At 43.3% G+C, this 26,053-nt stretch carries 21 protein-coding genes; 13 read left to right on the top strand and 8 right to left on the bottom strand.

Annotation, left to right across the window (positions count from 1 at the left end; translation table 11 throughout):
* Positions 1 to 57: 57 nt before the first annotated feature.
* On the top strand, positions 58 to 1,563 hold the full coding sequence (locus HB679_RS19690; protein ID WP_214073745.1) for a glycoside hydrolase family 76 protein: 1,506 nt from the start codon (positions 58 to 60) through the stop codon (positions 1,561 to 1,563).
* Positions 1,564 to 1,839: 276 nt separating this feature from the next.
* On the opposite strand, the gene bshA is transcribed toward HB679_RS19690, so the two are convergent.
* Complete coding sequence (gene bshA / locus HB679_RS19685) at positions 1,840 to 2,979, bottom strand: N-acetyl-alpha-D-glucosaminyl L-malate synthase BshA (protein ID WP_214073744.1); 1,140 nt, start codon at positions 2,977 to 2,979, stop codon at positions 1,840 to 1,842.
* Positions 2,980 to 3,123: 144 nt separating this feature from the next.
* Here bshA and HB679_RS19680 point away from each other — a divergent pair, with 144 nt between their 5' ends.
* The gene (locus HB679_RS19680; RefSeq protein WP_214073743.1) at positions 3,124 to 3,546 is read left to right on the top strand and encodes a VOC family protein; all 423 of its coding nucleotides are present in this window, start codon (positions 3,124 to 3,126) and stop codon (positions 3,544 to 3,546) included.
* A gap of 24 nt (positions 3,547 to 3,570) precedes the next feature.
* Here HB679_RS19680 and HB679_RS19675 read toward each other — a convergent pair whose 3' ends face one another.
* From HB679_RS19675 to HB679_RS19660, 4 genes are all read right to left on the bottom strand, one after another.
* Positions 3,571 to 5,376, bottom strand: a complete 1,806-nt coding sequence (locus HB679_RS19675) for a serine hydrolase (RefSeq protein WP_214073742.1) — start codon at positions 5,374 to 5,376, stop codon at positions 3,571 to 3,573.
* Positions 5,363 to 6,994 (bottom strand): amidohydrolase, encoded by a 1,632-nt coding sequence (locus tag HB679_RS19670; protein ID WP_214073741.1) that lies wholly within the window; start codon positions 6,992 to 6,994, stop codon positions 5,363 to 5,365. Before HB679_RS19670 ends, HB679_RS19675 begins: the two co-directional genes overlap by 14 nt.
* A gap of 86 nt (positions 6,995 to 7,080) precedes the next feature.
* On the bottom strand, positions 7,081 to 8,262 hold the full coding sequence (locus tag HB679_RS19665) for an aspartyl protease family protein (RefSeq protein WP_214073740.1): 1,182 nt from the start codon (positions 8,260 to 8,262) through the stop codon (positions 7,081 to 7,083).
* Between the two features lie 5 nt (positions 8,263 to 8,267).
* Positions 8,268 to 9,428, bottom strand: a complete 1,161-nt coding sequence (locus tag HB679_RS19660; RefSeq protein ID WP_214073739.1) for a retropepsin-like aspartic protease — start codon at positions 9,426 to 9,428, stop codon at positions 8,268 to 8,270.
* Between the two features lie 89 nt (positions 9,429 to 9,517).
* On the opposite strand from HB679_RS19660, the gene mutL reads away from it, so the two are divergent.
* From mutL to HB679_RS19625, 7 genes are all read left to right on the top strand, one after another.
* Positions 9,518 to 11,401: a DNA mismatch repair endonuclease MutL gene (gene mutL, locus HB679_RS19655; RefSeq protein ID WP_214073738.1), complete on the top strand. Its 1,884-nt coding sequence runs from the start codon at positions 9,518 to 9,520 to the stop codon at positions 11,399 to 11,401.
* Between the two features lie 28 nt (positions 11,402 to 11,429).
* Positions 11,430 to 12,152, top strand: coding sequence for a rhomboid family intramembrane serine protease (locus HB679_RS19650; protein WP_214073737.1), 723 nt, complete (start codon positions 11,430 to 11,432; stop codon positions 12,150 to 12,152).
* 18 nt (positions 12,153 to 12,170) lie between these two features.
* Entirely contained in the window at positions 12,171 to 13,031 is an 861-nt protein-coding gene (locus tag HB679_RS19645; protein WP_214073736.1) for a rhomboid family intramembrane serine protease, read from the top strand.
* Entirely contained in the window at positions 13,028 to 14,146 is a 1,119-nt protein-coding gene (locus HB679_RS19640; protein WP_214073735.1) for an endonuclease/exonuclease/phosphatase family protein, read from the top strand. The genes HB679_RS19645 and HB679_RS19640 overlap by 4 nt, the downstream gene beginning before the upstream one ends.
* Positions 14,147 to 14,236: 90 nt before the next feature.
* Positions 14,237 to 15,697 (top strand): cysteine--tRNA ligase, encoded by a 1,461-nt coding sequence (cysS, locus tag HB679_RS19635; protein WP_214073734.1) that lies wholly within the window; start codon positions 14,237 to 14,239, stop codon positions 15,695 to 15,697.
* Positions 15,698 to 15,792: 95 nt separating this feature from the next.
* A complete protein-coding gene (locus HB679_RS19630) occupies positions 15,793 to 16,656 on the top strand; it encodes a hypothetical protein (RefSeq protein WP_214073733.1) in 864 nt (287 codons plus the stop codon).
* Between the two features lie 129 nt (positions 16,657 to 16,785).
* The gene (locus HB679_RS19625) at positions 16,786 to 17,463 is read left to right on the top strand and encodes a hypothetical protein (RefSeq protein WP_214073732.1); all 678 of its coding nucleotides are present in this window, start codon (positions 16,786 to 16,788) and stop codon (positions 17,461 to 17,463) included.
* 40 nt (positions 17,464 to 17,503) lie between these two features.
* Here HB679_RS19625 and HB679_RS19620 read toward each other — a convergent pair whose 3' ends face one another.
* Together HB679_RS19620 and HB679_RS19615 are read right to left on the bottom strand one after the other, a co-directional pair.
* Complete coding sequence (locus HB679_RS19620) at positions 17,504 to 18,466, bottom strand: MoxR family ATPase (protein ID WP_214073731.1); 963 nt, start codon at positions 18,464 to 18,466, stop codon at positions 17,504 to 17,506.
* A gap of 15 nt (positions 18,467 to 18,481) precedes the next feature.
* On the bottom strand, positions 18,482 to 19,885 hold the full coding sequence (locus HB679_RS19615) for a peptidylprolyl isomerase (protein ID WP_214073730.1): 1,404 nt from the start codon (positions 19,883 to 19,885) through the stop codon (positions 18,482 to 18,484).
* A 175-nt stretch (positions 19,886 to 20,060) separates the two neighbouring features.
* Here HB679_RS19615 and HB679_RS19610 point away from each other — a divergent pair, with 175 nt between their 5' ends.
* Together HB679_RS19610 and HB679_RS19605 are read left to right on the top strand one after the other, a co-directional pair.
* On the top strand, positions 20,061 to 20,690 hold the full coding sequence (locus tag HB679_RS19610) for a hypothetical protein (RefSeq protein ID WP_214073729.1): 630 nt from the start codon (positions 20,061 to 20,063) through the stop codon (positions 20,688 to 20,690).
* Between the two features lie 4 nt (positions 20,691 to 20,694).
* Positions 20,695 to 21,273 (top strand): non-canonical purine NTP diphosphatase, encoded by a 579-nt coding sequence (locus tag HB679_RS19605; protein WP_214073728.1) that lies wholly within the window; start codon positions 20,695 to 20,697, stop codon positions 21,271 to 21,273.
* Positions 21,274 to 21,420: 147 nt separating this feature from the next.
* Here HB679_RS19605 and HB679_RS19600 read toward each other — a convergent pair whose 3' ends face one another.
* Positions 21,421 to 24,177 carry an OstA-like protein gene (locus HB679_RS19600; protein ID WP_214073727.1) on the bottom strand — a complete coding sequence of 919 codons (2,757 nt, stop codon included), beginning with the start codon at positions 24,175 to 24,177 and terminating at the stop codon, positions 21,421 to 21,423.
* 50 nt (positions 24,178 to 24,227) lie between these two features.
* Between HB679_RS19600 and tilS the strand changes: the two genes are divergently transcribed.
* Positions 24,228 to 25,562: a tRNA lysidine(34) synthetase TilS gene (gene tilS, locus HB679_RS19595; protein ID WP_214073726.1), complete on the top strand. Its 1,335-nt coding sequence runs from the start codon at positions 24,228 to 24,230 to the stop codon at positions 25,560 to 25,562.
* Positions 25,559 to 26,047: a hypothetical protein gene (locus HB679_RS19590; RefSeq protein WP_214073725.1), complete on the top strand. Its 489-nt coding sequence runs from the start codon at positions 25,559 to 25,561 to the stop codon at positions 26,045 to 26,047. Before tilS ends, HB679_RS19590 begins: the two co-directional genes overlap by 4 nt.
* The last annotated feature ends 6 nt before the right edge of the window (positions 26,048 to 26,053 follow it).

Genomic DNA, 26,053 nt, shown 5'->3' with positions numbered 1-26,053 from the left:
AGTTTAAGTTGATTTTTATGGAGATTATTGCCTGAGTAACTATTAATTATCCCAATTATGAAGAGATCTTACCTACGCGCTTTAGCTACCATCACCCTGCTGGCAAGCAGCGCTATCAGCTTTGCCCAAACCGGCGGCATTACCTCAGGCACTATTTATTCGTTGAAAGCAAAAGCGGCAAACAAGATGCTGGATGTAGCTAATTCGTCTGTTGATAACGGCGCAACGGTGGATACCTGGACCGATACCAAATCTGACGCGCAACGCTGGATAGTTAAACTGGTTAAGAAAAATACGTATACGTTAACCAATGTAGGTAGCGGAAAACTGCTGCACATAATAGCGGCCCCTGCTGATTCGGTTACTTTAGATCAAAGTGATGATACCAATGGCGATGACACCAAATGGGTGATTGTTAAAGCCAGTGGCGGTGCTTATATCTTGCAATCAGCGGCTAATCCAAAGTTTGCCTTGAATGCAGGCAGTTCTGTCGACGGCGCTCCAATTAAACTGGCGACATCTTCTAAAACAGATGCGCAGAAATGGATATTTAAAAAAGAACTAGCACAAGAAGTTGCGCCAACTTTAGCTACCGCGACTATGGCTTTCGACGATTGGTACAATGGCTACCAGGTAGAAGCCCACAAAGGTTTTTGGGACCAGGCCGAAATGATGGAGACGGTACTTGATGCTTACGAGGTAACTAAGGACCCTAAATACAAAGACAAATTTGCTACGCTGTACACCAACTTCATCAAAAACCATAAAGAAGACTGGATGTACAATGATTTTAACGACGATATTACCTGGGCGGTGCTATTTAGCGTTCGCGGATATTTGTTAACCGGTAATAAGATCTATTTAGATAAAGCCAAAGATCAATACGATAAAATGTATAAACGCGCTTTTAACAACACCTATGGCGGCGGTTTGATCTGGTACCAGGGCAAGACATCTAAGAACGCTTGTATTGAAGGCCCTGCAGCTGTGGCTGCCTGCTATTTAGGCGAGGCAACCGGCGACAGTACTTATTATGATAAGGCAATTGCGTTATATAGCTGGTCTAAAATTTACCTGTTAAATATGGCTACCGGCAAGGTGAAAGACAATGTCGATATTAATAAAAGAACCGGCTTGCTCAGAACCAGTAATGTGAGCTTTACTTATAATGAAGGAACTTTTTTAGGTGCGGCAACCATGTTGTACAAACACACCAAAGAAGCCAGTTATTTGCAGGAAGCTAAAAAAATAGCACAGTTTACCCGCGATAGCATTTACAAGGGCAAGGTGATGAATAACGAAGAAAACGGCGGCGACCTGCCGGGCTTTAAAGGAATTTTTGTGCGCTATGCCCGTAAATACACACAAGAGACAGGCAACACAGATTTAGTGGACTGGCTGGACCTGAATGCCAAGGTAGCCTACAATAACCGTAACAGCCATGGCATTATCCAAACCAAATGGGCGACGCGTAATATTGAGGAAGCACCGAAGCCTAAGAGTAGTTTCGGGCCATCCACAGCGGTGTCTTTGCTGTTTAATACGTATCCGTTGAAGATGTAAGGGGGCATAATTTCGTTTGCGTTCTCTCCGCCGCATCATTGCTTCGTACCTCGCAATGACGGATTTGTTATAGGTGGATTGCAAATCCGGACTAACGCGTAAAGTTTGGCTAAAGCCAATTGGATTTGTTTGTGTATCCATCCCATAAATGGGACGGCAATGAAATAGTTTGATCTTAGAAAGCAACTATTATCATCCATTATTCATTGCCGTTGGCTTTAGCCAACGGAACTTAAGACACAATAATTTGGCTTTAGCCAAACGGTTGTCAGGATATTATTGAGTCGCCTTACTTTTCTCAATCACCTCCAGATAGTAATTCTCATACACTGGCAAAATCTTAGCCAGGTCAAACTCTTTAGCACGGGCCAAAGCATTTTCTTTAAACGTTGCTAAACGGGCCTCGTCGCTCAGAATATAGATTGATTTTTCTGCCATGCCCTCCACATCGCCAATATCTTTCAGGTAACCGGTTACACCATCTACATTCAGTTCAGGTAAACCGCCGGCGTTCGAACTGATTACGGGTACCTTGCAAGCCATGGCTTCTAACGCTGCCAAACCAAAACTTTCAGACTGCGACGGCATCAGGAACAGATCAGACACCGAAAGAATCTCTTCAATAGCATCTTGTTTACCCAAAAAGCGTACATCGTCAGTAACTCCTAAATCGCGGCACAATTGCTCGCAATCGCTGCGCTCGCCGCCGTCGCCCACCATTAATAATTTTGAGGGGATCTTTTCGCGGATCCTGGCAAAGATCCTTACCACATCATCTGTACGTTTTACTTTACGGAAGTTGGACGTGTGGATCAGTATTTTTTCGCCCTCGGGCGCTATGGCTCTTTTAAAGTGGTCCTTCGCCTGCAGGTTAAAACGTTTTAGGTCGATAAAGTTAGGGATCACCCGGATATCGTTCTCAATATCAAAAAACTCGTAAGTGTCTTTCTTTAGATTCTCAGAAACGGCGGTAACACCGTCAGATTTATTGATAGAAAAAGTAACCACCGGTTTGTAGGTGCGGTCTTTACCTACCAGCGTAATATCTGTACCGTGCAGCGTAGTAACTACCGGGATATAGATGCCGTAGGTTAGCAAGATCTGTTTAGCCATAAACGCAGCCGAAGCATGCGGAATAGCGTAATGTACATGCAGAATATCCAGTTTCTCAAAACGCACCACATCTACCAATCGGCTGGCCAGGGCAAGCTCATATGGCGGGTAATCAAATAGTGGATATTTAGATACCGAAACTTCGTGGTAAAAAAGGTTTTCAGAGAAAAAATCCAGGCGGGCAGGCTGGTTATAGGTGATAAAATGCACCTGGTGACCGTTATCGGCCAGGGCCTTGCCCAGCTCGGTTGCTACAACACCGCTACCACCAAAGGTTGGGTAACAGACAATTCCGATTTTCATTTAAGGTAGATCTGGCTTGTTGTGATAATTAATTATGCAAGTTTAACAGCAATTTGGCGATTAAGTGTTTGCATTTTGTAATATTAATTTGTTAAGGAAAACACTACACCTCCTTTTTGCCGTTATTTAGTAATACCTTCAAAAATGGAAACAGCAATAAAGCTCGATATCAAAGCCATACAGCATATAGGCATACCGGTAACCAATGTGGTAAATTCCGCTTCGTTTTACAGCAGGCTTGGTTTCTTAAATGTGATGGAAAGGCATTTCGACCATAACGGCGAGCAAGGTACTTGTGTGATGATGAAGCGTCATAACATGATCATTGAACTATACCAAATGCCTGCTGCTATCTTACCTGAAATTGCCGCCCGCAAAGACGGCCATATTGACCACGTTGCTTTTGACGTGGCCGATATTGACGAAGCTTACGCTATAATGCAACACGGCGGCTTTAACATTATAGAACCCGAGCCGGTGTTTTTGCAGTTTTGGAAAAACGGCTGTAAGTATTTTAATATTACCGGGCCCGATGGAGAACGGCTGGAGTTTAATCAGGTGCTCTGATTTCGAAATGACAAGTTGGGTTAATTACTTTCCTTTAGCAATGGCCTTGTAAACAACATCCTGTATTCTTGGGCGAATATTCAAACTCCCCAATTTACTGCCCACTTTTGGGTAACAACGGTTAGCCAGGAATACGTATACCAGGTTATATTTAGGATCGACCCAAACGCAGGTGCCGGTATAGCCGGTATGGCCATAACTTTCGGGCGATGCTAATTCCGACGGATAATGATGCTCGGGTATCGGGTCCCAACGGTCAAAACCTAAGCCACGGCGACTAACAGCCGATTGCTTGGCGGTAAACAGATCAACTGTCTCTGGCTTAAAGAATACATCGCCACCGTAAATACCTTTGTTCAATACCATCTGGTAAAGTATAGCAATGTCATTTGCACTGGCAAACACCCCCGCATGGCCTGCTACGCCACCCATTAAAGCAGCCGTTGGATCGTTGACATAACCTATCAATTCAGAGTGGCGATACTCCTGCTCATCCTCTGATGGTATAATCCTATCCGGCGAGAAACGGTAAAGCGGCAAAAAGCCTGCGGTCTGCATGCTTAGCCGGGTATAAAATTGCTGCTGTACATAATCCTGCAAAGGTGTTTTAGTGATATTCTCCACTACCTGTTGCATAAAGATCATGCTCAAATCGCTGTACACATATTGCCCGCGCGTTTTTAGTGGCGAGTTGAGCATAGCCGGCAGCATGATATCGGTATAATAGTTTTTACGCAGAAAGTAACCGTTATTAACCTTTATCGGGTAAGCTGCAGATGAGTCAGCGATATGATCGGCAGGTTTTATCCGGTCAAAACCAGGGATATCCGGGATCAAGCCGGCCTGGTGCGTCAAGATCTCGCGTAGTTTCAATCCGGCTTTATTGGTATTTTTAGTAACCGACCAATAATTGGCGATGGTAGAGTCAAGGTTTAACTTGCCCTCGTCATATAATTGCATTGTAGCCATTGTGGTAGCCGAGATCTTGGTCATGGAAGCGATATCGAAAATATCGGTCAGCTTATCAGGCGCATCGGCTGCATAGGTGTGATAACCGTAGGCCTTGTTGAAGATCACTTTGCCATCCTTTGCTACTAAAACTACACAACCCGGCGTAGCATGCTCGTCCATCGCTTCGCGGGCTATTTTGTCGATGTCCTGCAGGTTACTGCTGTTAATGCCGACGGCCTCGGGCACCGTATATTCCAGGCGGGTTTTCTCAGTGAGATAACCCATCCCTGATTTATAATGCGGATTGATATTTTCAGTTAGTTTTTGGGTGATAGCCACACCACCGAATATAGCCTGTGCCGCAAATTGTGCTCCTACGTCAGTTGCTTTTTCGGAGTAAAGGATAGGGGCGGTAATCTCATCTAGCTTTGACAAACCTGATGATTTGCCCCAATAAACTACAATTATATTTTTCTTTTTTTGATGATCGGTGATGAGTTGCATCAGCGTAGTACTGCTCAAATCGGCCTCGGTAACCTGGATAATAAGTGTATTGTATAAACGGATATCAGTCTTAAGATTAGATACCGTGCGGCCTGTATGATCAGCAATATCAAGCGAGGTAACTTTTGTGTATTTATTCAGCAAACTATCAAAAGCCCGCGCATATGGGTTTGACAAATGCATGCTGACGATTTTTAGATTACCAATGTTTCGCAGCGGTACCAGGTAGTCTTCGTTGTTTAAAAGCACGGTCGATTTCTCGACAAGCTTCTCTTCTTTTAAATAGGCCTGACCGGAGGTTTGCGCACATGCAGAATTAAATAAGGTAAATGCCAGTAGCAATAATATTAAGCAATTCAGCTTATTTTCTTTCATATACTTTTTCTCCGTTTATATAGGTTTTTAATATTTTGATCTTTGGCAAATCGGCGCTATTGTCTTTCATCAGGTCCTTGTCGGTAATGACAAAGTCGGCATATTTACCCACCTCAATACTGCCTTTTTCTTTCTCTTCAAAGTTAGCTTTTGCCGCCCATATTGTCATGCCTCTTAATGCTTCTTCGCGGGTTAAGGCATTTTCCATCTGGAAACCTTTGGCCGGGAAGCCCTTTAGATCTTTGCGTACCACTGCGGCATAAAAAGTATAAAGCGGGTTAATATCCTCTACCGGGAAATCGGTACCTAAAGGCAGCCAGCCGTTTTGCGCCAGCAGTTGTTTATAAGCATAGGCTGTTTTTAAACGCTTTGGCCCCAGGCGCTGGCCCGCCCAGTACATGTCAGAAGTAGCGTGCGTAGGTTGTACCGATGGGATGATATTATATTTACCAAACATATCCAGATCCTCGGGAGCAATTACCTGCGAGTGCTCTATCCGCCAGCGGCGATCATTCTTGCCTTTTAGTACGCTGGCATATATTTTCAGCATTACCCGGTTGGCCGAATCGCCAATGGCATGGGTAGCCATCTGAAAACCTTTGGCAGCGATAAGCATGGCCACATCTGCAAAATGTTTTTGATTGTTGCGTAAAAAGCCATTCCAGTTAGCCTGGTCTGAATAGGGCTTTAATAATGCTGCCCCACGCGAACCCAACGCGCCGTCAGCATAAACTTTAAAGCCGCGCACGTCCAATCCCGGAGTTTTGTATACACCGCGTTTAAATAAGTAATCATAGTTTTCCTGGCGATCAGATAGCAGTACATACATCCTCATTTTTAACGAGCCGCGGTGCTGTAGTTCTGAAATGGTATTTACCATGGTATAAGGTAACCCGCAATCGTCAACGGTGGTTAAACCGTCGGCAATGCAATTGCGCTGGGCGGCTAGTAGCGCATTGGTAATCAGTGTATCGCTGGGATCGGGGATCTTGCGGGTGACAATGCCTACCGCATTATCCAATAAAACGCCGGTAAGCTTGCCGTTTACGGTTTCAATTTCGCCTCCGGGTATGGTTTGCCCGGGCTTAATACCGGCTATATTTAAAGCAGCCTGGTTTACAATAACGCCATGGCCGTCAACCCGGTTCAAAATTACAGGGCGCACCGGGAATAGCGCATCCAGCTTAGTTTTATCCGGAAATTTACTGCCGACCCATAAATTCTGATCCCAGCCATTGCCCACCACCCAACCTTCAGGGTTTTTTGTAGCGTACTCTTTAACCGAATCCAGTACCTGTTGCCAGCTTTTCAGCTCTTTCAGATTTACTTGTTGCAGACCCAGTCCATATTCCAGGAAGTGAGCATGTGCATCTATAAAACCCGGATAAACGGTTTTGCCCCGGGCATCAATCACCTCGCGGGCCAGATATTTTTCGGATAAAGTAGTCGAATCGCCAACTGCCACAATCCTCCCGCCATCAACCACAAATGAATTGGTTACAGTAAACGCGCTGTCGACAGTATAAACTACCGCATTTTTTACAAACAGATCGGCATTGTACTCCTTTTGCTTACAGGCTGCTACAAAAAGCAACAGCAGGGGCCATAATTTCTTCATACGGTGGTAATGTGCTGTAAATATAAAGTATATACAACCGGAGCAGAAGAAAGTTAGGCCAGTATCTTAAATATTACGGGGCCAGGCTACCGCCGCCTGATGGTTACCTTGCGGATCTCGCCTTTGGCGTTTTTAAGCGTTAGTGTGGCCAGGTCATCGGCATGCAAACCAGGGCCGCTTTGCAGCAGGTCGCACATGGTAATATTACTGCAATCCTTATCGTTTACCGCCATGATCTGTTCGCCTGGTTTTAACAGCAGCCTGGCCTGATCCCAAACCATCCCGATTATAAATTTATTGTTTACGAAAGCGGGGTCGACGGGCCAGTGCTTTTCGGTCAGATCATTTACCGTGGTATAGGCATCAAAATAAAATTTTTCGTTGATGTAGTCCAGCGTAACCGTCCCATAATTCAATAGCTTGCTTCCAATGGCCGGTATTGTCTCCTTATTGCTTTCTATGGTCAGGTTGTAAAACTGCGCATTACCTACCATAAATGGCGCCACCTTGTAAAGATACTTAGTGGCTGCGTCCTGCAAACCGCCATAACTTAATGCGCTGGCGCCGTAGCCTTTGGCTAAGGTATCAAATACGCTATATTTATTGAGTTGTGAAACTTCGTTATCGCCAATTCTTATAAAATCCTCGTCGCCGGTATCAAACGGAATATTGATGTTGATGGGGTTATTCCGATCGAGTTTATTGGCCATAACCATATGAATAACCGGATCGCTTTGCGGACCTTCTTTGAACGAAAACGGCATACTATTCTTGGGGTCGAGGTGAAGTTTATCTGCCTGATCAGTAAGGATGATAACATGCCGTTTGTTATCAATACTAACGATGGACTTGCGTAACAGGTTGCTGCCAATTACCCCATCTATCCCGTAACATTTATAAAAATCCGGAGACGCTGAGATTGCCGGAATCCCATTAAAAGTAATGTCACCCAGCTTAATGCCATTAACCTGGACTACGATTGAGGTGTCGGTATGCATATAAGCATCGGTAGATGCAGCTTTCGTGAGCACCTTAGCTTTAAGCCCGGCAGCCAATTCGGGAGTTACGAACACGGGCGAACCGGTATCAAATAAAAAACGATGCTTTTTGCCGGCTAGCTCGACGTTTAAAAACAGCTTGCCATATATATTCTCGAATGGTATTTCGCAATAATAATTTTTTTGAGCCGGTCCACCCTGGTTGTAGGTACCAGTTTGCGCAAAAGCGCCTAAAGAGAGCAACAAAAGCAGTAATGTGATTAGTTTCATAGCTTTCATTCTTTTTTAATGGTTACCTTACGGATCTCGCCTTGGGCATTTTTAAGGGTGAGTGTAGCTTGCTCTTTGCCGTAAAGCGGGGGAGTGTCATTCAATAGCTCACATAATGTGGCATTGCTATAATCCCTATCATCAATGGCAATGATTTGCTCGCCTTGCTTTACAATGTCACTAGCCTTGTCCCATACTACGCCTATAATGAGTTTGCCAACAAAAGTAGGCCTGAGCGGCCACTGTTTTTCTGAAAGATCTGTTTCGATCTGATAGGCATCAAAGTAAAATTTGCTGTGGATGAAGTCGAGGGTCGCTACGCCATACGCTAACAATTTGCTGCCAATCGCCGGGATGACCTCCTTGTTACTTTCGATGATCAGATTATCAAAACGGCCATTCCCAACGGTAAAAAAAACTACTTTATAAAGGTGTTTTATATCGGCCTGCTGCATGCCGAACATACTCATTGCGCTGGCCCCGTAACCTTTTGCCAGGGTATCAAATAAGGTATATTGCCGTAAATCCCTTACAGTTTTATCATCGATGCGCAAAAAGGCGTTATCGCCGCTATCAAATGGGATGGTGAGTGTAAGTTTGTTTTTAAGGACGATTTTTATCTGCGGATCGCTTTGTACACCGACGTTGGTTATCATGTCAACACTATTCTTTGACTTGAGCGCCAGCTTTTTCTTTTGATCTGTAAGGATGATCATATGCCGCTTACTATCGATACTGACGATAGAATTGCGCAATAAGTTGCTGCCTATAACCCCATCGGCTCCAAAACAGGTATAAAGATCGGACATTACGGTAATAGCCGGGATCTGGTCAAATGTAATGTCTCCCAGCTTTATGCCATTTGCCTGTACCGTAGTTACCGGGTTGGTACGGTGAAAGGTATCATGAATGGTAGATTGGTTAATTACTTTAGCGCCAATCTGCGCCGCCAGTTCGTTACTGATTGCGGTTGGTGCGCCGGTATCCAATAAAAAGCGATGCTTGCCACCGGCTATCTCCACATCGACAAATATTTTGCCGTTAATATTAAGATAAGGTATTTCCTGGTAATAGTTTTTTTGGCTGGTACCGCCCTGGTTATAACTAAAGTTCTGTGAAATTGCGCTAACCGGCAGTAAAAACAGCAGCAATGTGATCAGTTTCATAGGTAGGTGTTTGTTAGTGCAAAATACAAACTTGTGCCGTTAATTAGCTAATTTAGCAGCGCAAAAGTAATTGAAGGGAAATTTAATAAATGTCAGATATAATTCAGCTTTTACCAGATTCAGTAGCTAACCAGATCGCCGCCGGCGAAGTGGTGCAGCGACCGGCATCCGCAGTAAAAGAACTGATAGAGAACGCTATTGACGCCGGGGCGGATAAGATCCAATTGATTGTGAAGGATGCCGGCAAAGCGCTAATACAAGTGATAGATAATGGCTGCGGCATGAGCGGTACCGATGCACGTATGTGCTTTGAGCGCCACGCTACCTCCAAAATAAAAAAAGCCGAGGACCTGTTTGCTATCCGTACCATGGGTTTCAGGGGCGAGGCTATGGCTTCGATAGCGGCAATTGCACAGGTTGAATTAAAAACGCGCCGTCATGAAGATGAGCTGGGTAGTCATATAACGATTGAAGCGTCGGAAGTAATCAAGCAGGAGCCGTGCTCTACTGCTGCCGGCAGCTCTATATCCGTTAAAAACTTATTTTACAACATACCGGCCCGCCGTAACTTTTTAAAAAGTAACCCGGTAGAGATGCGTCATATTATAGACGAGTTTCAGCGCGTGGCCCTGGCGCATCCGGAGGTGTTTTTTACGTTGCACCATGACGGGCAGGAGGTTTACCATTTGCCGGCGACTACCTTAAAGCAGCGTATTATTCACCTGTTTGGTAATAATTATAACCAGCGCCTGGTGCCGGTTGAAGAGGATACTACGATCATCAATCTGCGTGGTTTTGTGGGCAAGCCCGAGTTTGCCAAACGCACCCGCGGCGAGCAGTTTTTCTTTGTGAACAACCGCTTTATCAAAGACCCGTATCTGAACCATGCGGTGCTGACAGCTTTTGAAGAGTTGTTGCCTGACGATACCTATCCGCTGTATGTGTTATTTATTGATATCGATCCTTCAAAAATTGATATCAACGTACATCCCACCAAAACAGAAATAAAATACCAGGACGAGAAGGCTATTTATGCCATTATCCGGTCGGCGGTAAAACGTTCTTTGGGCCGATATAACATTACGCCAAGCCTGGATTTTGACCAGGAGAATAGCATTGAGCACCTCATCACCCCAAAACCATTTGAGGAGATTGTAGCGCCGGTGATTGCTTTCAATCCAAATTTTAACCCTTTTGCCAAAACCGACCGTGAGATTCCGTTTGAAAGGCAATCGGGCGGCAATGGTGGTGGCGGTAATTATTCTGATCGCAGCAATCGTATTAACCCTATCCCCCAAAATTGGGATACCTTATATGAGATTGCCAAACGGGACACATCCGCCGAGCAAACCGAGCTACATGCCGAACAAAGCGTAACGGTTAACGAGCAGGAAATAGCAAAATCAAGCGACAAACAGTTTTTCCAGGTGCATAACCGTTTTATTATGTCGCAAATTAAATCTGGTTTTATGCTGATCAATCAGCAGGCGGCGCATGAGCGTATTTTGTACGAGCGATTTTTGCATCAACTGGAAAACCATTCGGGTGTTAGTCAGCAAAGCTTGTTCCCGCAATCGCTCACACTAAACGGGGCCGATTTTGAGTTATTGAAAGAGCTGATGCCTGATATCCGTGCACTGGGGTTTGATATCCGCGAATTTGGAAAGAACACCGTGATAGTAGATGGTATCCCTGCGGACCTAAACAATGTAGGGGAGCACGAATTATTAGAGCATTTATTAGAAGGATTTAAAAACAACCAAACCATATTAAAATTAGACAAGCGCGATAACCTGGCGCGGTCGCTTGCCCGTAACGCCGCTATCAAATCCGGCACCAAACTATCGGCCGAGGAAATGAACCAGCTGACAGATCAGCTATTTGCCTGCCAGATGCCAAACGTGGCGTTAAATGGCAAGCCTGTAATTAGTACCTTTACATTAAATGAACTATTGGAGCGGTTTGAAAAATAACATCCGCAGATAAAATATTTATACATACATGCAATCACCGTTTTCTAACCTGCCGCCGGTTTTAAAGAACCTTTTAATTATTAATATACTATGTTTTTGCGTATCGCTATATTATAGCCACGGTTTCGCGGGCACCGCTGACCCGGTTGGCGAGCACTTTGGCGTTTATTATTTTAACTCGCCTATGTTCAGGCCATGGCAGTTAATAACCTATATGTTTTTGCATGGCGGTTGGGAGCATATTCTTTTTAACATGTTTGCACTATACTCGTTCGGCGCCATTTTAGAGTATACCATGAGCTCGCAAAAGTTCCTGGGCTTTTACTTTATCTGCGGCATTGGCGCGGTGGTTTTCCAGATGATCGTGCAAGCTTTTGAGGTACATGCTATCACCGGGCATCTTAATATACCATTCCCCGAGTTAGAATCATCTTATCTGCAGTATGGCGACAACGCCCAAAAACTCTATGATATATTTCACACGCCGATGGTCGGTGCATCAGGAGCGATTTTTGGCGTATTAATAGCTTTTGGAATGATCTTCCCTAACGCCGAGCTGATGATCCTGTTTATCCCGGTACCGGTTAAAGCAAAATATATTATTCCGGTGTATGTTATCATAGAGATATCAATGGGTATTGGTCAGTTTGGTGGCGATAATGTGGCACACTTTGCCCATATTGGCGGCGCTATCATAGGCTTTATATTGGTGAAATTGTGGAAACTGCAGGGCCCGCGTAATTTTATATAACAGAGGATTTTATTGAGTATGGGTTTTTGGCAAAATATATATTACAAGGTGTTTAAGTCGGGCAGTAAACTGTACCTGCTTATTGGCATTAACGTTTTGGTATTTCTGGCTATCAGTGTTACGTCTATCATTGAAAGTTTGCTATTTACCACTGATAATGTATCTGTACTGGCTTATAGTTATCTGACTTTACCTTCGTATTTACCACACCTGCTTACCCATTTCTGGACACCGCTAACCTACATGTTTATGCATGACGGTATATGGCACATATTATTCAATATGCTTTGGTTATATTGGATGGGGCAGATCTTTGAAGAGTTTTTGGGCGACAAGCGTATTCTGGGCCTATATTTATTAGGCGGATTTGCCGGGGCTGTACTGTTTGTAGCCAGCTATAACCTGTTTCCTATGTTTACGCATAACGGGGTGTACATGGTTGCAACGGTTGTTGGAGCATCGGCTAGTGTAATGGCTATTATTGCCGGCGCGGCTACCATCGCCCCTAACTATACTATTATGTTTTTTGGCGTTGTCCCTATTAAATTAAAGTGGATAGCGATTTTTTATGTGGTGATGGGCTTTTGGGGCATTAAAGGGTCTAATGCCGGCGGCGAAATTGCGCACCTGGGCGGCGCATTGATGGGTTTTGTATATGTAAATCAGCTACAAAAAGGCCGCGACTGGATAAGCGCCATAGCCGGAATATTTAAGAAGAGATCAAAACTAAAAGTGGCGTCGACCAATCGCGACATAAATAATAGCGACACGCCGCGACAGGAAGAAATAGATCGTATATTGGATAAGATTTCGACAACCGGATACGAAAACCTGAGCAAGCAGGAAAAAGAAATACTATTTCGCGCCAGCAAAAAATGAAGGCAAAGAAAAAAAGTAAGTTAACCCTAATTGATAAATTCTTTTTATGGATAAACTGCGGTTTATGCCTGGCTTTGCTTATTTCTTACCTTGCCCCAATTACAGATCCGCGTAAAACCTGGATCGTTGCTTTTTTTGGACTGGCTTATTTGCCTTTGTTACTCTTTAATGTATTGTTAATTTTTTACTGGTTGCTGCGTAAAAGCTGGCTGGTGCTGTTGTCGGTTATCGGCATTGTTGTTGGCTTCGGCGTTTTCAAAAGCAATGTAGGCTTGCATCCCGGTAACAGCAATTTGCCTAAACCGTCAGATCCTAATTCTATCAGGCTGATGACTTATAATGTTCATAGCTTTAAAAAATATGGCGCGGCTAAGGACATTCCAACCAAACACGAAATATTGAGCATTATAGCCGACAAACAACCCGATGTGATAGGCATACAAGAATATTACAGCCGCAAGCGCGGGCAGTTTGCCATGACCGATTCTATTAAACGGATAGTAGGTTCTGATAACTTTTATGTAGAAAACTTTGAAGGTAATAATGAAGAAGTTTATGGTATAGGTATCTTTTCCAAATACCCTATTATTGCTAAGGGCATGATCCAGCTGTCTCAGCGTAATAGTGGTAACCAATGTTTATATGTAGACATCAGGAAGGGTAATAATACATTCAGATTTTATAGCGTGCATTTACAGTCAATTAATTTTGGTCCGCAAGATTACCGATACCTGGATACAATAGCTAAAAATGGTAAGCCGGATATCAGTTCGACCAAACGATTAGGCGGGAAGCTAAAGCGCGCTTTCTTGAAACGCGCCGAACAGGTGGCGAAAATTAAAGAACATGCTAAACAATGCCCTTATCCATACCTCATAGCCGGCGATTTTAATGATACCCCAGCATCATACGCCGTAAATCAGATGGAAAAAGGATTAAAAAATGCCTTTATCGAAAAAGGCTTTGGGCTTGGCCGTACTTACAATGGCGATTTTCCGAACTACCAGATTGACTATATCATGGCCTCGCCGCAGTTTAGCGTAAACAGTTATACGGTGGTCGAAAAGAAACTGTCAGACCATTTCCCGGTTTATGCCGATTTATTGGCGAGATAATTAGGTTGTATGATTGTAAAATTCGGGATACCTGTCAATCAGTCTCCTACAACTGCGTAACTAAAACCAAAAAATTGTAAGTTTGCCATCATGCAACAAAATTTATTTGTTTACAATACTTTATCCCGCAAAAAAGAAGAATTTAAACCACTTAACGCGCCGCATGTTGGCATGTATGTTTGTGGCCCTACTGTTTATAGTGATGTACATTTAGGCAATTGCCGCACCTATATATCTTTTGATTTAATATTCCGTTACCTTACCCATATAGGCTATAAGGTACGCTACGTACGTAATATTACCGACGCCGGCCACTTAGAAGGAGATGCCGATACCGGTGAAGATAAAATCTCAAAAAAAGCCAAACTGGCACAGTTAGAACCTATGGAAATTGTACAGAAGTACACCATTGGTTTCCGTGAGGTGTTACAGATTTTTAATACGCTGCCGCCAAGTATTGAGCCTACCGCTACCGGACATATCATTGAACAGATAGAGCTGATCAAGGTGATGCTGAAGCGCGGTTTTGCCTACGAGGTTGACGGCTCTGTTTACTTTGATGTTGAGAAATATAATACAACGCATGACTATGGTGTACTAAACGGCCGTAACCTGGAAGATTTGCTGAACAATACCCGTGTATTGGGCGGCCAGGATGATAAAAAAGGAAAGCTTGATTTTGCCCTTTGGATAAAAGCCAAACCAGAGCATTTAATGAAATGGCCATCGCCATGGGGCGTTGGTTTCCCTGGCTGGCATTTGGAGTGCTCTGCTATGAGTCATAAATATCTGGGCGATCAGTTTGACATTCATGGTGGTGGTATTGATTTGGTGCCTACGCACCATACCAACGAAATAGCACAGAACATAGCTTGCTGCGATAAAAACCCGGCCCGCTATTGGATCCATACCAATATGCTGACGGTAAACGGGCAAAAAATGTCAAAATCATTAGGCAACAGCTTTTTGCCGCATGAATTATTTAGCGGTGAGCACTCTATATTGGATAGAGGTTATAGCCCCATGACGGTGCGCTTCTTTATTCTGCAGGCACATTACCGCAGTACCCTTGATTTTGGTAACGAGGCCATGGACGCATCAGACAAAGGTTTTAAACGCCTGATGAATGCCGTTACTTTACTGGATACACTTAAAACATCCGGCACCACCGATGTGGATATTGCCCCATTATTACAGCGTTGCTATGACGCCATGAACGATGATTTTAACAGCCCGGTTTTAATTGCCGAATTGTTTGAAGCTACCCGCATTATCAATTCGGTGCACGACGGTAAAATGAAGATCGATACGGCCAATCTTGAAATTTTAAAAAACATCATCCACACTTTTGTGTTTGATGTGTTGGGTTTAAAGAACGAGCAGGCTGCTAACGACGACCTGCCTAAAGTGCTGGACCTGGTGGTTAATTTACGCAACGAAGCCAAAGTAAACCGCGATTATGCCACTTCTGACAAAATACGCGATGGTTTGCAACAAATAGGTTTCCAGCTTAAAGACAGCAAGGAAGGAACTAACTGGACTAAAATTTAATCAAAAAATTAACGTTTATAAAATTATAGCAGATATTTGGTCCCGGTAATTAACCGGGATAAACATTAATCAAAAATTGCACTAACTCACAAAAAATGAAAAAAATTGCACTGGCTACCCTCTCTTTTATTTGTTTTACCGTAGCTGCCCTGGCCCAGGCCCCGGCGCAGGTTAATAAAGTAGTTGATGCCGAAGATGCCTTCAATAAACTGGTTGCCCGCAAAGGTATTAAAGCCGGCTTTTTAGCTGTTGCCGATCCTGAAGGCATAGTTTTTAAACCAAGAGTTGTTAAAATAACTGATTTTTACGAAGGCGTTGAAAAACAGCCCGGCACTTTACAATGGACACCTAAAATAGCCCGTATATCGTACGATGGCGATCTGGCATTTACCGCTGGCCCGTACGTGTACCAAAATGGCAAAACTGACGACGATAAAGTATTTGGTGATTACGTTTCTGTATGGCATGCCGACCCCGATGGTAAACTGAAATTGCTGATTGACTTAGGCATTCAGCACCCGGAGATGGAGAAAGAAGCCACAACCGATTTTAAAGAGCCTGACGCTGATAAAAAACCGGTAAAGAATAAAGACCCCTTTAACGGTAAAAACATTATCCTGGCTACAGACAAAATGCTGAACCAGGGGTTAACCATATCTTCATTAGGTGCTTACAAAGAGTTTTTAAGCCCTGAGGGCCGTTACTATTTCCCGGGTTTTGAACCAATGATTGGTACAGAGCAGGTAATGAAGTTTTTAAACAATGAAGCCATTACCATATCTGCCGAAACTATCAGCGGTGGCCGCTCAACCAGTAATGACCTGGCCTACAGCTACGGCCGCGCCCGTATTAAAAAAGGCGATATTGTAAGCAATTACAACTACGTGCGCATCTGGGAGGTTGACGCCAGCCACAAATGGAACATTTTGTTAGAAGTGTTTTCGGCTATTGAGAATTAATTCTTAGAGATTATTTGCCGAACTTGATGTAAAAGAAAAGCGGCTTACCAGAATGGTAAGCCGCTTTTCTTTTGACTAGATTTTTATACCTTCACGTAAGATATTTCCTAAATCCTTTTAGATTAGACTATGGCCAATCCTTCTACCATTCATGATACAGTACGCGTTGTAAAAGTTATTGTAGATACTGTTAGAGTGTCCTCTAAAGACTCTTTGGATCTGATGAATAAAATGGATTCGTTTTATAATAATGCTTGGAACAAACTTATATTTTTCTTCTCTGTAATAGGAATTGGCGTACCAATCGCGGTGCAGTGGTATCAGAAAAAACAATTAAAGCTAAGCAAGGATCAACTTTATAGCGAAATCGAAGCGGACCGTAAAATCGCGGAAATAGCATTGAAAGAGTTTTTCAACAAAAGCATAGATGACGCCAAAGTTGAATTGAAGCAAGAAATTGGTAAAGAAAAGGAATATTTATCTAATAGCTCTGATGGGGCGGCTTTTCATCTTCAAGCATTAATGCATCAAACTTCCGATCCTGACATTGCCGTATACTCGTCAGTAGAAGGTGCAAAAAAATATTTGAAAGCCGGGTCTTCAAGGCGCGCTTCTGCATGTTTGAGTATAGCCGAGGATACGATAAAAGCGACAACCAAACAAAAGATAGATGAGATATTTAAATTAAAAGCAAAAAAAGACTTCAAAAGTACGTTAGCGGTGGCAGCAGATCTTAATTCGGACAATGAGGATATCGCAAAGGTGTTATCAGCATTAGAGAAGGAATACAACAAGTTGCCGGAATAGAGTATCTGATAAATTTTAAAGACAAAAGAGCGGTATCTTTTTAAAACAACTGCGCCACAATATCATCTGTCGATAACCCTTCCGCTTCCGCGTGATAGCTGCGTACGATGCGGTGGCTTAATATAGGTTTTGCTACAGCTTGTACATCTTCAATATCCGGCGAGTATTTACCGTTGATCACTGCATGGCATTTAGCGCCCAGGATCAGGAATTGCGATGCCCGCGGGCCGGCACCCCAGTTTAGTAAACGTTTTACGTTAGGGGCAGCAAACTCACCGTCTGGACGGGTTTTGGCAACCAGCTTAACGGCATACTCCAAAACGTTATCTGCTACCGGGATATTTCTTACCAGTTGCTGGAAATAAATGATCTGTTCGGCATTTAAGACTTTCTCTACCGATTGCTTTACGGTGCTGGTGGTATTTTTAACAATTTCCAGCTCCTCTTTAAACGAAGGATAGTTTAAAGATATCTTAAACATAAAGCGGTCTAACTGCGCCTCTGGTAGCGGATAAGTGCCTTCCTGCTCAATAGGATTTTGGGTAGCCAGTACAAAGAATGGCTGCGCCAGTTTATGCGTGACACCAGCGGCGGTTACCGATTTCTCTTGCATAGCTTCTAACAAAGCAGCCTGCGTTTTTGGTGGCGTACGGTTAATCTCATCAGCCAGGATAATGTTAGAGAACACCGGTCCGGGAATGAATTTAAAATTCCGGTCCTCGCCTAAAATTTCGGCCCCGATAATATCAGAAGGCATTAAATCCGGCGTAAACTGTATGCGGTTAAAATCAAGATCCAATACCTGTGATACAGTTTGTACCAGCAAGGTTTTAGCCAGCCCCGGCACACCAACCAATAAACAATGCCCGTTGCTGAAAATAGAGATCAGCACAAACTTTACCACCTCATCCTGCCCAACAATAACGTTACTTATTTCAGAACGTATTTTTTCATAGGCCTGCTTTAAAGCATCGGCTGCTTCTACGTCGGACTGATGTTTCATATGGCTTTAGGTATATTATTTAGTAGCGCCCGGTACAATATCAGCCTGCATAATCGCCTTTTGCTCAGGCGTGCTCCAGCTTTTTAATACCGGGCATCCATCGCCATATTGAGGGTCAATCCTGATATAGGTATCCTTGCGTTTTTTGTTGAACCAATCGGCAATGGTACGGTTTACTTTATCGCTGGTAGCGTAATCTTTTAATTTAGCAAAATCTTGCTCCAGGTTAGCTTTGTGTGCGTCTGTTACAGATTTCAGATAAAATATACGGTAGCTCTTTTTACCCTGACGATCTGTAAATAATGTCGGTTTAGAAATGCCGCCCACTTTCATGGTATCAACTACGGCTTCAATTTGCGGGTCTAATTTATCGGTAGGGATATAAGTAGAGCGCTGTTCAACACCATCGGCATTCATAATAAAGCCACCATTGTATTTGGTTTCTTTACTATCTGAGTAGTAACCTGCCGCTGCGGCGAAGAAATCATTTTTGCGATTTTTATCTAATAAATTGTACACCGTATCGGCATGCCCCTTGGCGCGATCTAAACTTTCTGGTGTAGTTGGTGGCGCAATTAACACGTGGCGGGTATGTACCTGCTCGCCGCGGCGCTCTAATACCTGTAAAAAGAAATAGCCATAATCAGCCGATTCAAATACCGGCGAGTATTCGCCAGCCTTTAATCTGAAAGCCCATGAGGTAAATTCCTTTACATACATGTCGCGGTTAATAAAACCGTCATCACCACCTTGCGGCGCTGTGCCCGGATCTTGAGAATATAAGGTAGCTAATGCCGCAAAATCTTCGCCTTTTTTAATACGGTCAAGCAGGTCCTGTGCTTTTTGGCGATAGATATCTTTTTCCTCTTTATTCAATTTAGGGTCGATAACAATCTCGGCAACCTCTACCTCTTTGTTAAAAGAAGGTAAGCTGTCAACAGGTATTCTTCTGAAATAATCTCTTACATCCTGTGGGGTAGTATTCAGCTTTTCGGTAATGTGTGCACGCATTTTTTGCGCAACCAGCATTTCCCTTACGTCTGGTCTTATCTCTTCTTTATATTGCAGGATAGAACGACCCAAAGCCTGCTCTAAACGGTCCTGGCCACCGGCACGCTGCACCGAGTAACGAACGCGCTTGTCAATATCGGCATCAATCTCCTCGTCTTTTACCTCGATACTATCTATAGCAGCTTGTTGTACCAGAATTTTTGTCGACACCTGGTCCTGCACCAATGCGCATTTATCAGCATGCTGATTTTGGTACAGGTACTGGGCATTCATGCCTTCTATGTCTGATTGCAGTACAATGCTGTTACCTATTACTGCAACAATCTTATCTAATTGAATTTTTTTCTGCGCGTTAACGGCAGTGGCAAATAAAACCAATCCAAGAGCTACTAACCCAATCTTTCTCATTTATGCTTTTTAAAATATGCTGCAGGCTACACCTGCGAAAACGCCCGAATTTCGGTAAAATTTATCAATATATAACTGTAAAACCCAGCCTTTTAATATCCGCAGTTTTAGAATTATGCGAATATGCCAATAAAGCATCAAACACTTTAACTATTTTTGGTTAAAATTTGTTAAAGTGAGAGCAGAGAACCCGGCCGCATTGAAGTATATTTTCCAGGACGAAATTTATATTTTGCCTAACGAAAAAACTTTTGCCCCACCAATAGCCGGATCTGTACCTTTAATTGAACCTGCGGAAGTTATCGAACCGGTACCTGTTGTTGAAGAACCTGCACCGATAACAGTTGCGCAAGTTGACTCCGAATCCGTAAAACCTGAAGCAGAAATTCTACAACCGGAACCTCAAACCCCGCCACCCGCCACCAAACCATTTAATTACCTGGGCGCTAATAAAAAATCCTTTTTGATATTTACACATTATACCGGGCATGATTTTATGGACCAGGAGCATTTAACCGCTTTGCAAAATATTCTGAAGCGTAAGGAAGTAGAACTGGACGACGTAGCTATACTTAATATCGCTAAAATAGAAATTAATAAATGGGGTGATATCTACCGGTTTTTTGCGCCGAAGAAAGTTTTGGTATTAGGTAAAAACGCCATCCCCGCAGGGCTGAATGTGCCCGAGCTTAACCAGCTTAAACAAGCGCCTGCTGCTTCTTTGCTGTACAGCTTCAGTTTTGATGAAATGATGAGCAGTACTGATAACAAAAAGGCTTTTTGGGAGCAAATGAAAAATCTATAGGAATATGCAGCAACTGGTATTTGCCACAAATAATGCCCATAAATTAGAGGAGGTTGAAGCCAAGCTGGCCGGGCGCATTAAACTGTTAAGCCTTAACGATATAGATTGCCATGATGATATCGAAGAAATCGGTGTCACCTTTGCCGAGAATGCCTCTATTAAAAGCAAATACATTTACAATAAATATCAGGTAAACTGTTTTGGCGACGACAGCGGACTGGAAATTGATGCGCTAAATAATGAACCCGGTGTTTACTCTGCGCGCTATGCGGGTACACATGGTAATCATGCCGCCAATATTGCTAAAGTTTTAGAAAGTTTGGGCGATAATTCTAATCGCAAGGCAAGGTTCCGTACGGTGATTTCTTTAATTTGGGAAGGTGAGGAGTATTTCTTTGAAGGGACGATAGAAGGCACGATCCGCAAGACAATAAGCGGTAACGGCGGTTTTGGATACGACCCTATCTTTCAGCCCAACGGCTATGACACCACCTTTGCCGAAATGACTCTCGAGCAAAAAAATAATATCAGCCATCGCGCCATCGCGGTTGAGCAGCTTACGGAGTTTTTGAATAGTTTATAAGTAAACGCAATCCCCCATCACGTCATTGCGAGCGTAGCGTGGCAATCTCCGGCAAGGTTGCTAATAATCGCTTTGCCGGAGATCGTCACGCTCGTACCTCGCTCACGATGACGTGGTGGTGTATACAGATTGAATGCTAATCAGGACTCAAGATTTTCCCGGCTTTTTCGCTGTAGTGTCCTTGCGTGTACTATCTCTACCAACTTTTATAGTCTGATGATTACCAGTGTCCGCCTTAGTATTTGGTACTGCAGGGTTTGGCGTCATGCCCTTTGCCGGGTTTAAGGTGACCGGTTTTTTGCTCAGCGTATCCGTTGCCGCTTTAATACCCGCAGGTTTTCTGATCACGCTATCGCCTTTTGATTTAATGACAGCGCCAGTGGTGTCTTTGCCCGATTTTTTAGCGCTAGCCTTGCCTGTAGTTCCCTTAATGTCGCCCGGTTTAGATGCGGTATTCTTAGACGAACTGGTTGTAGTAGGTTTTCTGTGAGCCAAAATTGCCTCTTTTGATGCCGGCCTGTCTTTTGGTTTCCAGATAAAGCCTTTCAATATCCTGTCGTCGTCTTTGGTTTTGCGGATAGGGAAGCCCCTTGCTTCATATTTTTCGGCAAAAGAGTTGTTGTTGATCTCGCCGTTTACAAAATTGAAGTGAGCCTTACCGCTCTGCGTTCTCGACATGTCTGTTACTATGTTTGTGGCACTGTCGCGCTTAAAATAAATGGTTTCGGCATTGCCGATGATATCAAACGAATTGAGCTTACTATTTTTAAAAGTACCGTGCATAAATTTGCCGCCGGCCTGGTTAAAAAAGGTTGAGTCGTTTTTTTCAACATTGACTATAAACGCCGCCGGATACATATCCAGGTTGTCCAGTTTTTTGTTTTTTAACTGCAGGTTGATGGTATCGCCGGATAACTGTGATGACTGCGTCCAGATCATCGGTTTATTATACATCCGGATGGTTGAATCTGAACTTGTATAAAAAAAAGAATCAGCCTTAGCCTGTAAATCAGACTTGAACAGCTTGGCATTATTATAGGCTTTTACAATCCTAACCCGCATCGTATCGGGCAACTCTTTCGATTTAATAAAAGCAGCAATAGAATCAGCTTTTTGTTTAGCTGCCAGCGAATCTTTGGCCGTTAATTTCACTGTAGGTTTTTTTAATACAGCCGGTTTTTTAATGACATTAGCTATCACCGGCGCTTTAGCAAGCACACGTATAGCCGATGATGGCTTGGGCCAGTTCGCAAAATAATCATAGTATGGGAATGCCATATCTATCATAATGACAAATGGTTCCTTTTCAATATATTTTGCCGCTTTGGCATTCTCTGCCGCAGAAGCTTTCTTTACCACCGGGGCCTTTTTAATGGTTGTGTCCGGATGCTCCAAATCATATTGGTGCTGTTTAAGGATTTTGAGATCCTTAATCGTTATCATCTGTGTAGTTAAAGTATCACCCACAAAATATAATGAATCATAGCGAATATTGGGCCGCGGCTTGGCAACCTCTTTCATGGTATCCGCATACTTGTAAACACTCACGAAGGTAGGAATGACCTTATTTGGAAATTTAGTAGTTGGCGGGGCTATTACTGGTTTTTTAGTTGCAGATGGTTTTGTATTGGCCGCGAGAATTTTCTTAGCGGCGGGCAATTGCTTAGTCATAGAATCTCTGACAGCCTGCAATGTCATTTTATTGGCCGACGAATTATTATTGGCCGCTATCAGTTTTTGTACGGCAGGCAGTTGTTTGCCGGCAGAATCTTTAATTGCCTGCAATTGCTTGTTATCTAAAGGCTTGCCATTATTTAGCTTTTTTACGGCTTTATTAAGCGTATCTACAGTAGCTTTATTGTGCTTAATCAGTGAATCGGCCGAAAGCCTTTTATCGCCAGGTTTTCTGAAACCAATACCCGGCATTCTCTTCAGTAGAGAATCAGTTTTACCAAGTTTAGGTGCATTGGCCAGCTTTAGACTATCTGCCCGCGAAAGTGGAGCAGGTTTGGCGGCAGTGCTATCCTCGGTAACCATAATCATGTACGGGTCTTGGGTTACCACGGCCAGTTCTTTAGTCTTAAAATACTCGCCAAGATCGCCCTTGAGTGTCACTTTTTGTTCGGTATCGGTAAAAGTTACGTGTTTTACCGCGCGGCCATAACCCGTTATCCTGTCATAAAACAAACTATCGCCTTTAAGCGATTTGGTTTTTTGCGTATACAGGTTTTTTTTGCCGAAAGCAGCTTGTTTTAGAATGGTATTGTAGGTGCCGTTTTCGGTATAAAGGTTGTCTTTGTCCTTTCCTTCAATAATGGTTGGCCCATAAAAATAATTGATGCGCGTACCTGCGTTATAACGCATGGTGTCGGTTTTAATAACGGCATCGGGCGTTTTGCAGACTACATCGTACCTAAAATAAGCATCGCGCGTAAAAGCGAAGTAATAGCCGTTTTTACTGTTTACGGTATTATCTTTATTTACCAATTTTCCACCGTCCACGTAAGTACCTATACGGGTAGCGGTATTGTAAGTAAAGTTATTGGTGGTAAGCGTGGCGTCTTTATCAACCATGATCACATGGTCGGTCAATATGGCTATTTTAGTGTTACCGTTGTAATTAAGCTTGTCCGAGTAAATATGTACCGTATCGCCCTGGTTTATGACCACATGGCCAAAGGCATCAACCATATTTTGGTCGGGATAAAAGTAAGCGCTGTCTGAGGTAAGGGTAGAATAATCTTGCTTAAATATACCGTTATGCACTTTGATAGTACGGGTGCCGTTTGGCCCGGATGTTGCCCGCATAGTAGTGGAGCTAACCAGGTTAACCTTTGATTTACTTTGGCCCCAAACTGACGCAGTTGCCAGCAAAAGAAAGAAACTTAAGACGTATTTATTCACTACTGCAAAATTAGTTTTTTGTCGGGGTTATTAAATTAATAATTTTGATGATGCTTCCGGCTAAAAAATTTACTGATTTTATTGAACAGAATGGCCTTTTTGACCATGAAGGCACGGTATTGGCCGCAGTTAGCGGGGGCATGGATTCTGTTTTGATGGTACATTTGTTAAAAGCGGCCGGTTACAAATTTGCTATTGCCCACTGCAATTTTCAATTACGGGGCGATGAAGCCCTTGCCGATCAGGCTTTTTGCGAAGCCTTAGCCAATCAAAATAATATCCCTTTTCATACCATTAATTTTAGTACCCAACAATATGCTGCCGAATGCAAAATATCCATCCAAATGGCAGCGCGTGAGCTGCGTTACAACTGGTTTGAAGCGTTAAGGCAACAACATCAGTATACCGCTATTGCGCTTGCGCATCACCAAAACGATGCAATTGAAACAATATTGTTAAACCTGGTACGCGGCACCGGCATAGCCGGATTGCATGGTATTTTGCCAAAAAACGGCCTACTGGTAAGGCCGCTTTTATTTTTGACACGCGACGAAATTGAAAAGCTGATCAAAGACAATGGCTTTGCTTATGTGGAGGATAGCTCGAACGCATCGACCAAATATGCGCGTAATAAACTGCGGCATGAAGTAATACCCAAGCTGCGGGAGCTAAATCCTGCGCTGGAAAATACATTCCAAAATAACCTGCAGCGATTCAAGGACCTGGAAACTTTGCTGGAACTTAGGGTAGCCGACTTGAAAGCTGAATGGTTGACAGCTGTTGACGAGGAAATTCATGTGCCGATTGCTGCTGTTAAGCAACTAAACCCGCAACGCCTGTTGCTTTATAAACTATTGCAGCCTTACGGTTTTAATGAAACAAGTATTGACGACCTGATCGCCTCTTTGGATAAACATTCGGGGCGGGTGTTTGAGTCAGCGAGTTTTAAACTAATTCTTGACCGGGATAAATTAATCATCGCACCCCTCGAAAAAGCGGAGCATCAAACGGTAAGCATTTTAAAGAATGATGAGTCGGTTCACTATGGCGATTATAGACTGAATATTTTGCATGATGATACACCGTTAATTATCAAAGATAACCCCATGGCGGTTTCGGTTGATGCCGCTAAGCTGGTCTATCCACTGAGCATCCGCGCCTGGCTGCAAAGCGATAGTTTTTATCCGCTGGGAATGAAAACCCGCAAAAAACTAAGCGATTTTTTCATCGGCCTGAAAATACCTGTACACAAAAAACAGCAAATACCGTTGTTGATAAATGGTAACAACGAAATTATATGGGTGGGCGGTTATAGGCCCGACGATCGTTATAAAGTAACTGAAAACACCAAAAAAGTAATTATCTTCGAACTGTATAAAAGATGAGCGAACAAGTGATTTTTACCGAAAAGCAATATTTAGGCCGCGAGTTTATTCCGCTGTGTATACGGTTGGTATTGTCTATTTTTTGCTTTGCAGTATATGCCTTTACCAACGCCGGCGACAAAAATGGCGATTTGCTGGCTGTGGTGGGTTTTGCGATTTTGATCATTTCTATCATCATGGGTTTCTTGCCACATTTCAGAACCCGGATAGAAAACAAAAGTGTCGTACTCAACGGCCTTTGGACAACCCGGCTGGTAAAGATCGACCTGAATAGTATTATCAAAGCCGAGGTAGCGCCATACAGCCGTTATTTATTTAATAACCCGGTATACAACCTGCATACCAAAGGCACCATCCGCTTTTTTGCAGCCGGCAGAGACGCCGTGCACTTGACAGATCGTGATGGTTTAGTTTATATCGTCGGCTCGCAACACCCTTATGAGCTACTAAGGGCCATCAAAGCCGAAATGAGCGGTAAGCTCTAATTACTT

Source organism: Mucilaginibacter sp. dw_454 (assembly GCF_018449775.1).
Taxonomy (GTDB): Bacteria; Bacteroidota; Bacteroidia; order Sphingobacteriales; family Sphingobacteriaceae; genus Mucilaginibacter.
Note: the sequence above shows the minus strand (reverse complement) of the source record. Positions and strands in the feature narration are given on the sequence as shown.

Coding starts and splice junctions, on each gene's coding strand:
- HB679_RS19690 (WP_214073745.1), top strand. CDS start 58: ATGAAGAGATCTTACCTACGCGCTTTAGCTACCATCACCCTGCTGGCA.
- HB679_RS19605 (WP_214073728.1), top strand. CDS start 20,695: ATGCAGCAACTGGTATTTGCCACAAATAATGCCCATAAATTAGAGGAG.
- HB679_RS19630 (WP_214073733.1), top strand. CDS start 15,793: ATGAAAAAAATTGCACTGGCTACCCTCTCTTTTATTTGTTTTACCGTA.
- HB679_RS19620 (WP_214073731.1), bottom strand. CDS start 18,466: ATGAAACATCAGTCCGACGTAGAAGCAGCCGATGCTTTAAAGCAGGCC.
- HB679_RS19615 (WP_214073730.1), bottom strand. CDS start 19,885: ATGAGAAAGATTGGGTTAGTAGCTCTTGGATTGGTTTTATTTGCCACT.
- bshA (WP_214073744.1), bottom strand. CDS start 2,979: ATGAAAATCGGAATTGTCTGTTACCCAACCTTTGGTGGTAGCGGTGTT.
- HB679_RS19680 (WP_214073743.1), top strand. CDS start 3,124: ATGGAAACAGCAATAAAGCTCGATATCAAAGCCATACAGCATATAGGC.
- mutL (WP_214073738.1), top strand. CDS start 9,518: ATGTCAGATATAATTCAGCTTTTACCAGATTCAGTAGCTAACCAGATC.
- HB679_RS19675 (WP_214073742.1), bottom strand. CDS start 5,376: ATGAAAGAAAATAAGCTGAATTGCTTAATATTATTGCTACTGGCATTT.
- tilS (WP_214073726.1), top strand. CDS start 24,228: ATGCTTCCGGCTAAAAAATTTACTGATTTTATTGAACAGAATGGCCTT.
- HB679_RS19660 (WP_214073739.1), bottom strand. CDS start 9,428: ATGAAACTGATCACATTGCTGCTGTTTTTACTGCCGGTTAGCGCAATT.
- HB679_RS19645 (WP_214073736.1), top strand. CDS start 12,171: ATGGGTTTTTGGCAAAATATATATTACAAGGTGTTTAAGTCGGGCAGT.
- HB679_RS19670 (WP_214073741.1), bottom strand. CDS start 6,994: ATGAAGAAATTATGGCCCCTGCTGTTGCTTTTTGTAGCAGCCTGTAAG.
- HB679_RS19590 (WP_214073725.1), top strand. CDS start 25,559: ATGAGCGAACAAGTGATTTTTACCGAAAAGCAATATTTAGGCCGCGAG.
- HB679_RS19625 (WP_214073732.1), top strand. CDS start 16,786: ATGGCCAATCCTTCTACCATTCATGATACAGTACGCGTTGTAAAAGTT.
- cysS (WP_214073734.1), top strand. CDS start 14,237: ATGCAACAAAATTTATTTGTTTACAATACTTTATCCCGCAAAAAAGAA.
- HB679_RS19650 (WP_214073737.1), top strand. CDS start 11,430: ATGCAATCACCGTTTTCTAACCTGCCGCCGGTTTTAAAGAACCTTTTA.
- HB679_RS19640 (WP_214073735.1), top strand. CDS start 13,028: ATGAAGGCAAAGAAAAAAAGTAAGTTAACCCTAATTGATAAATTCTTT.
- HB679_RS19665 (WP_214073740.1), bottom strand. CDS start 8,262: ATGAAACTAATCACATTACTGCTTTTGTTGCTCTCTTTAGGCGCTTTT.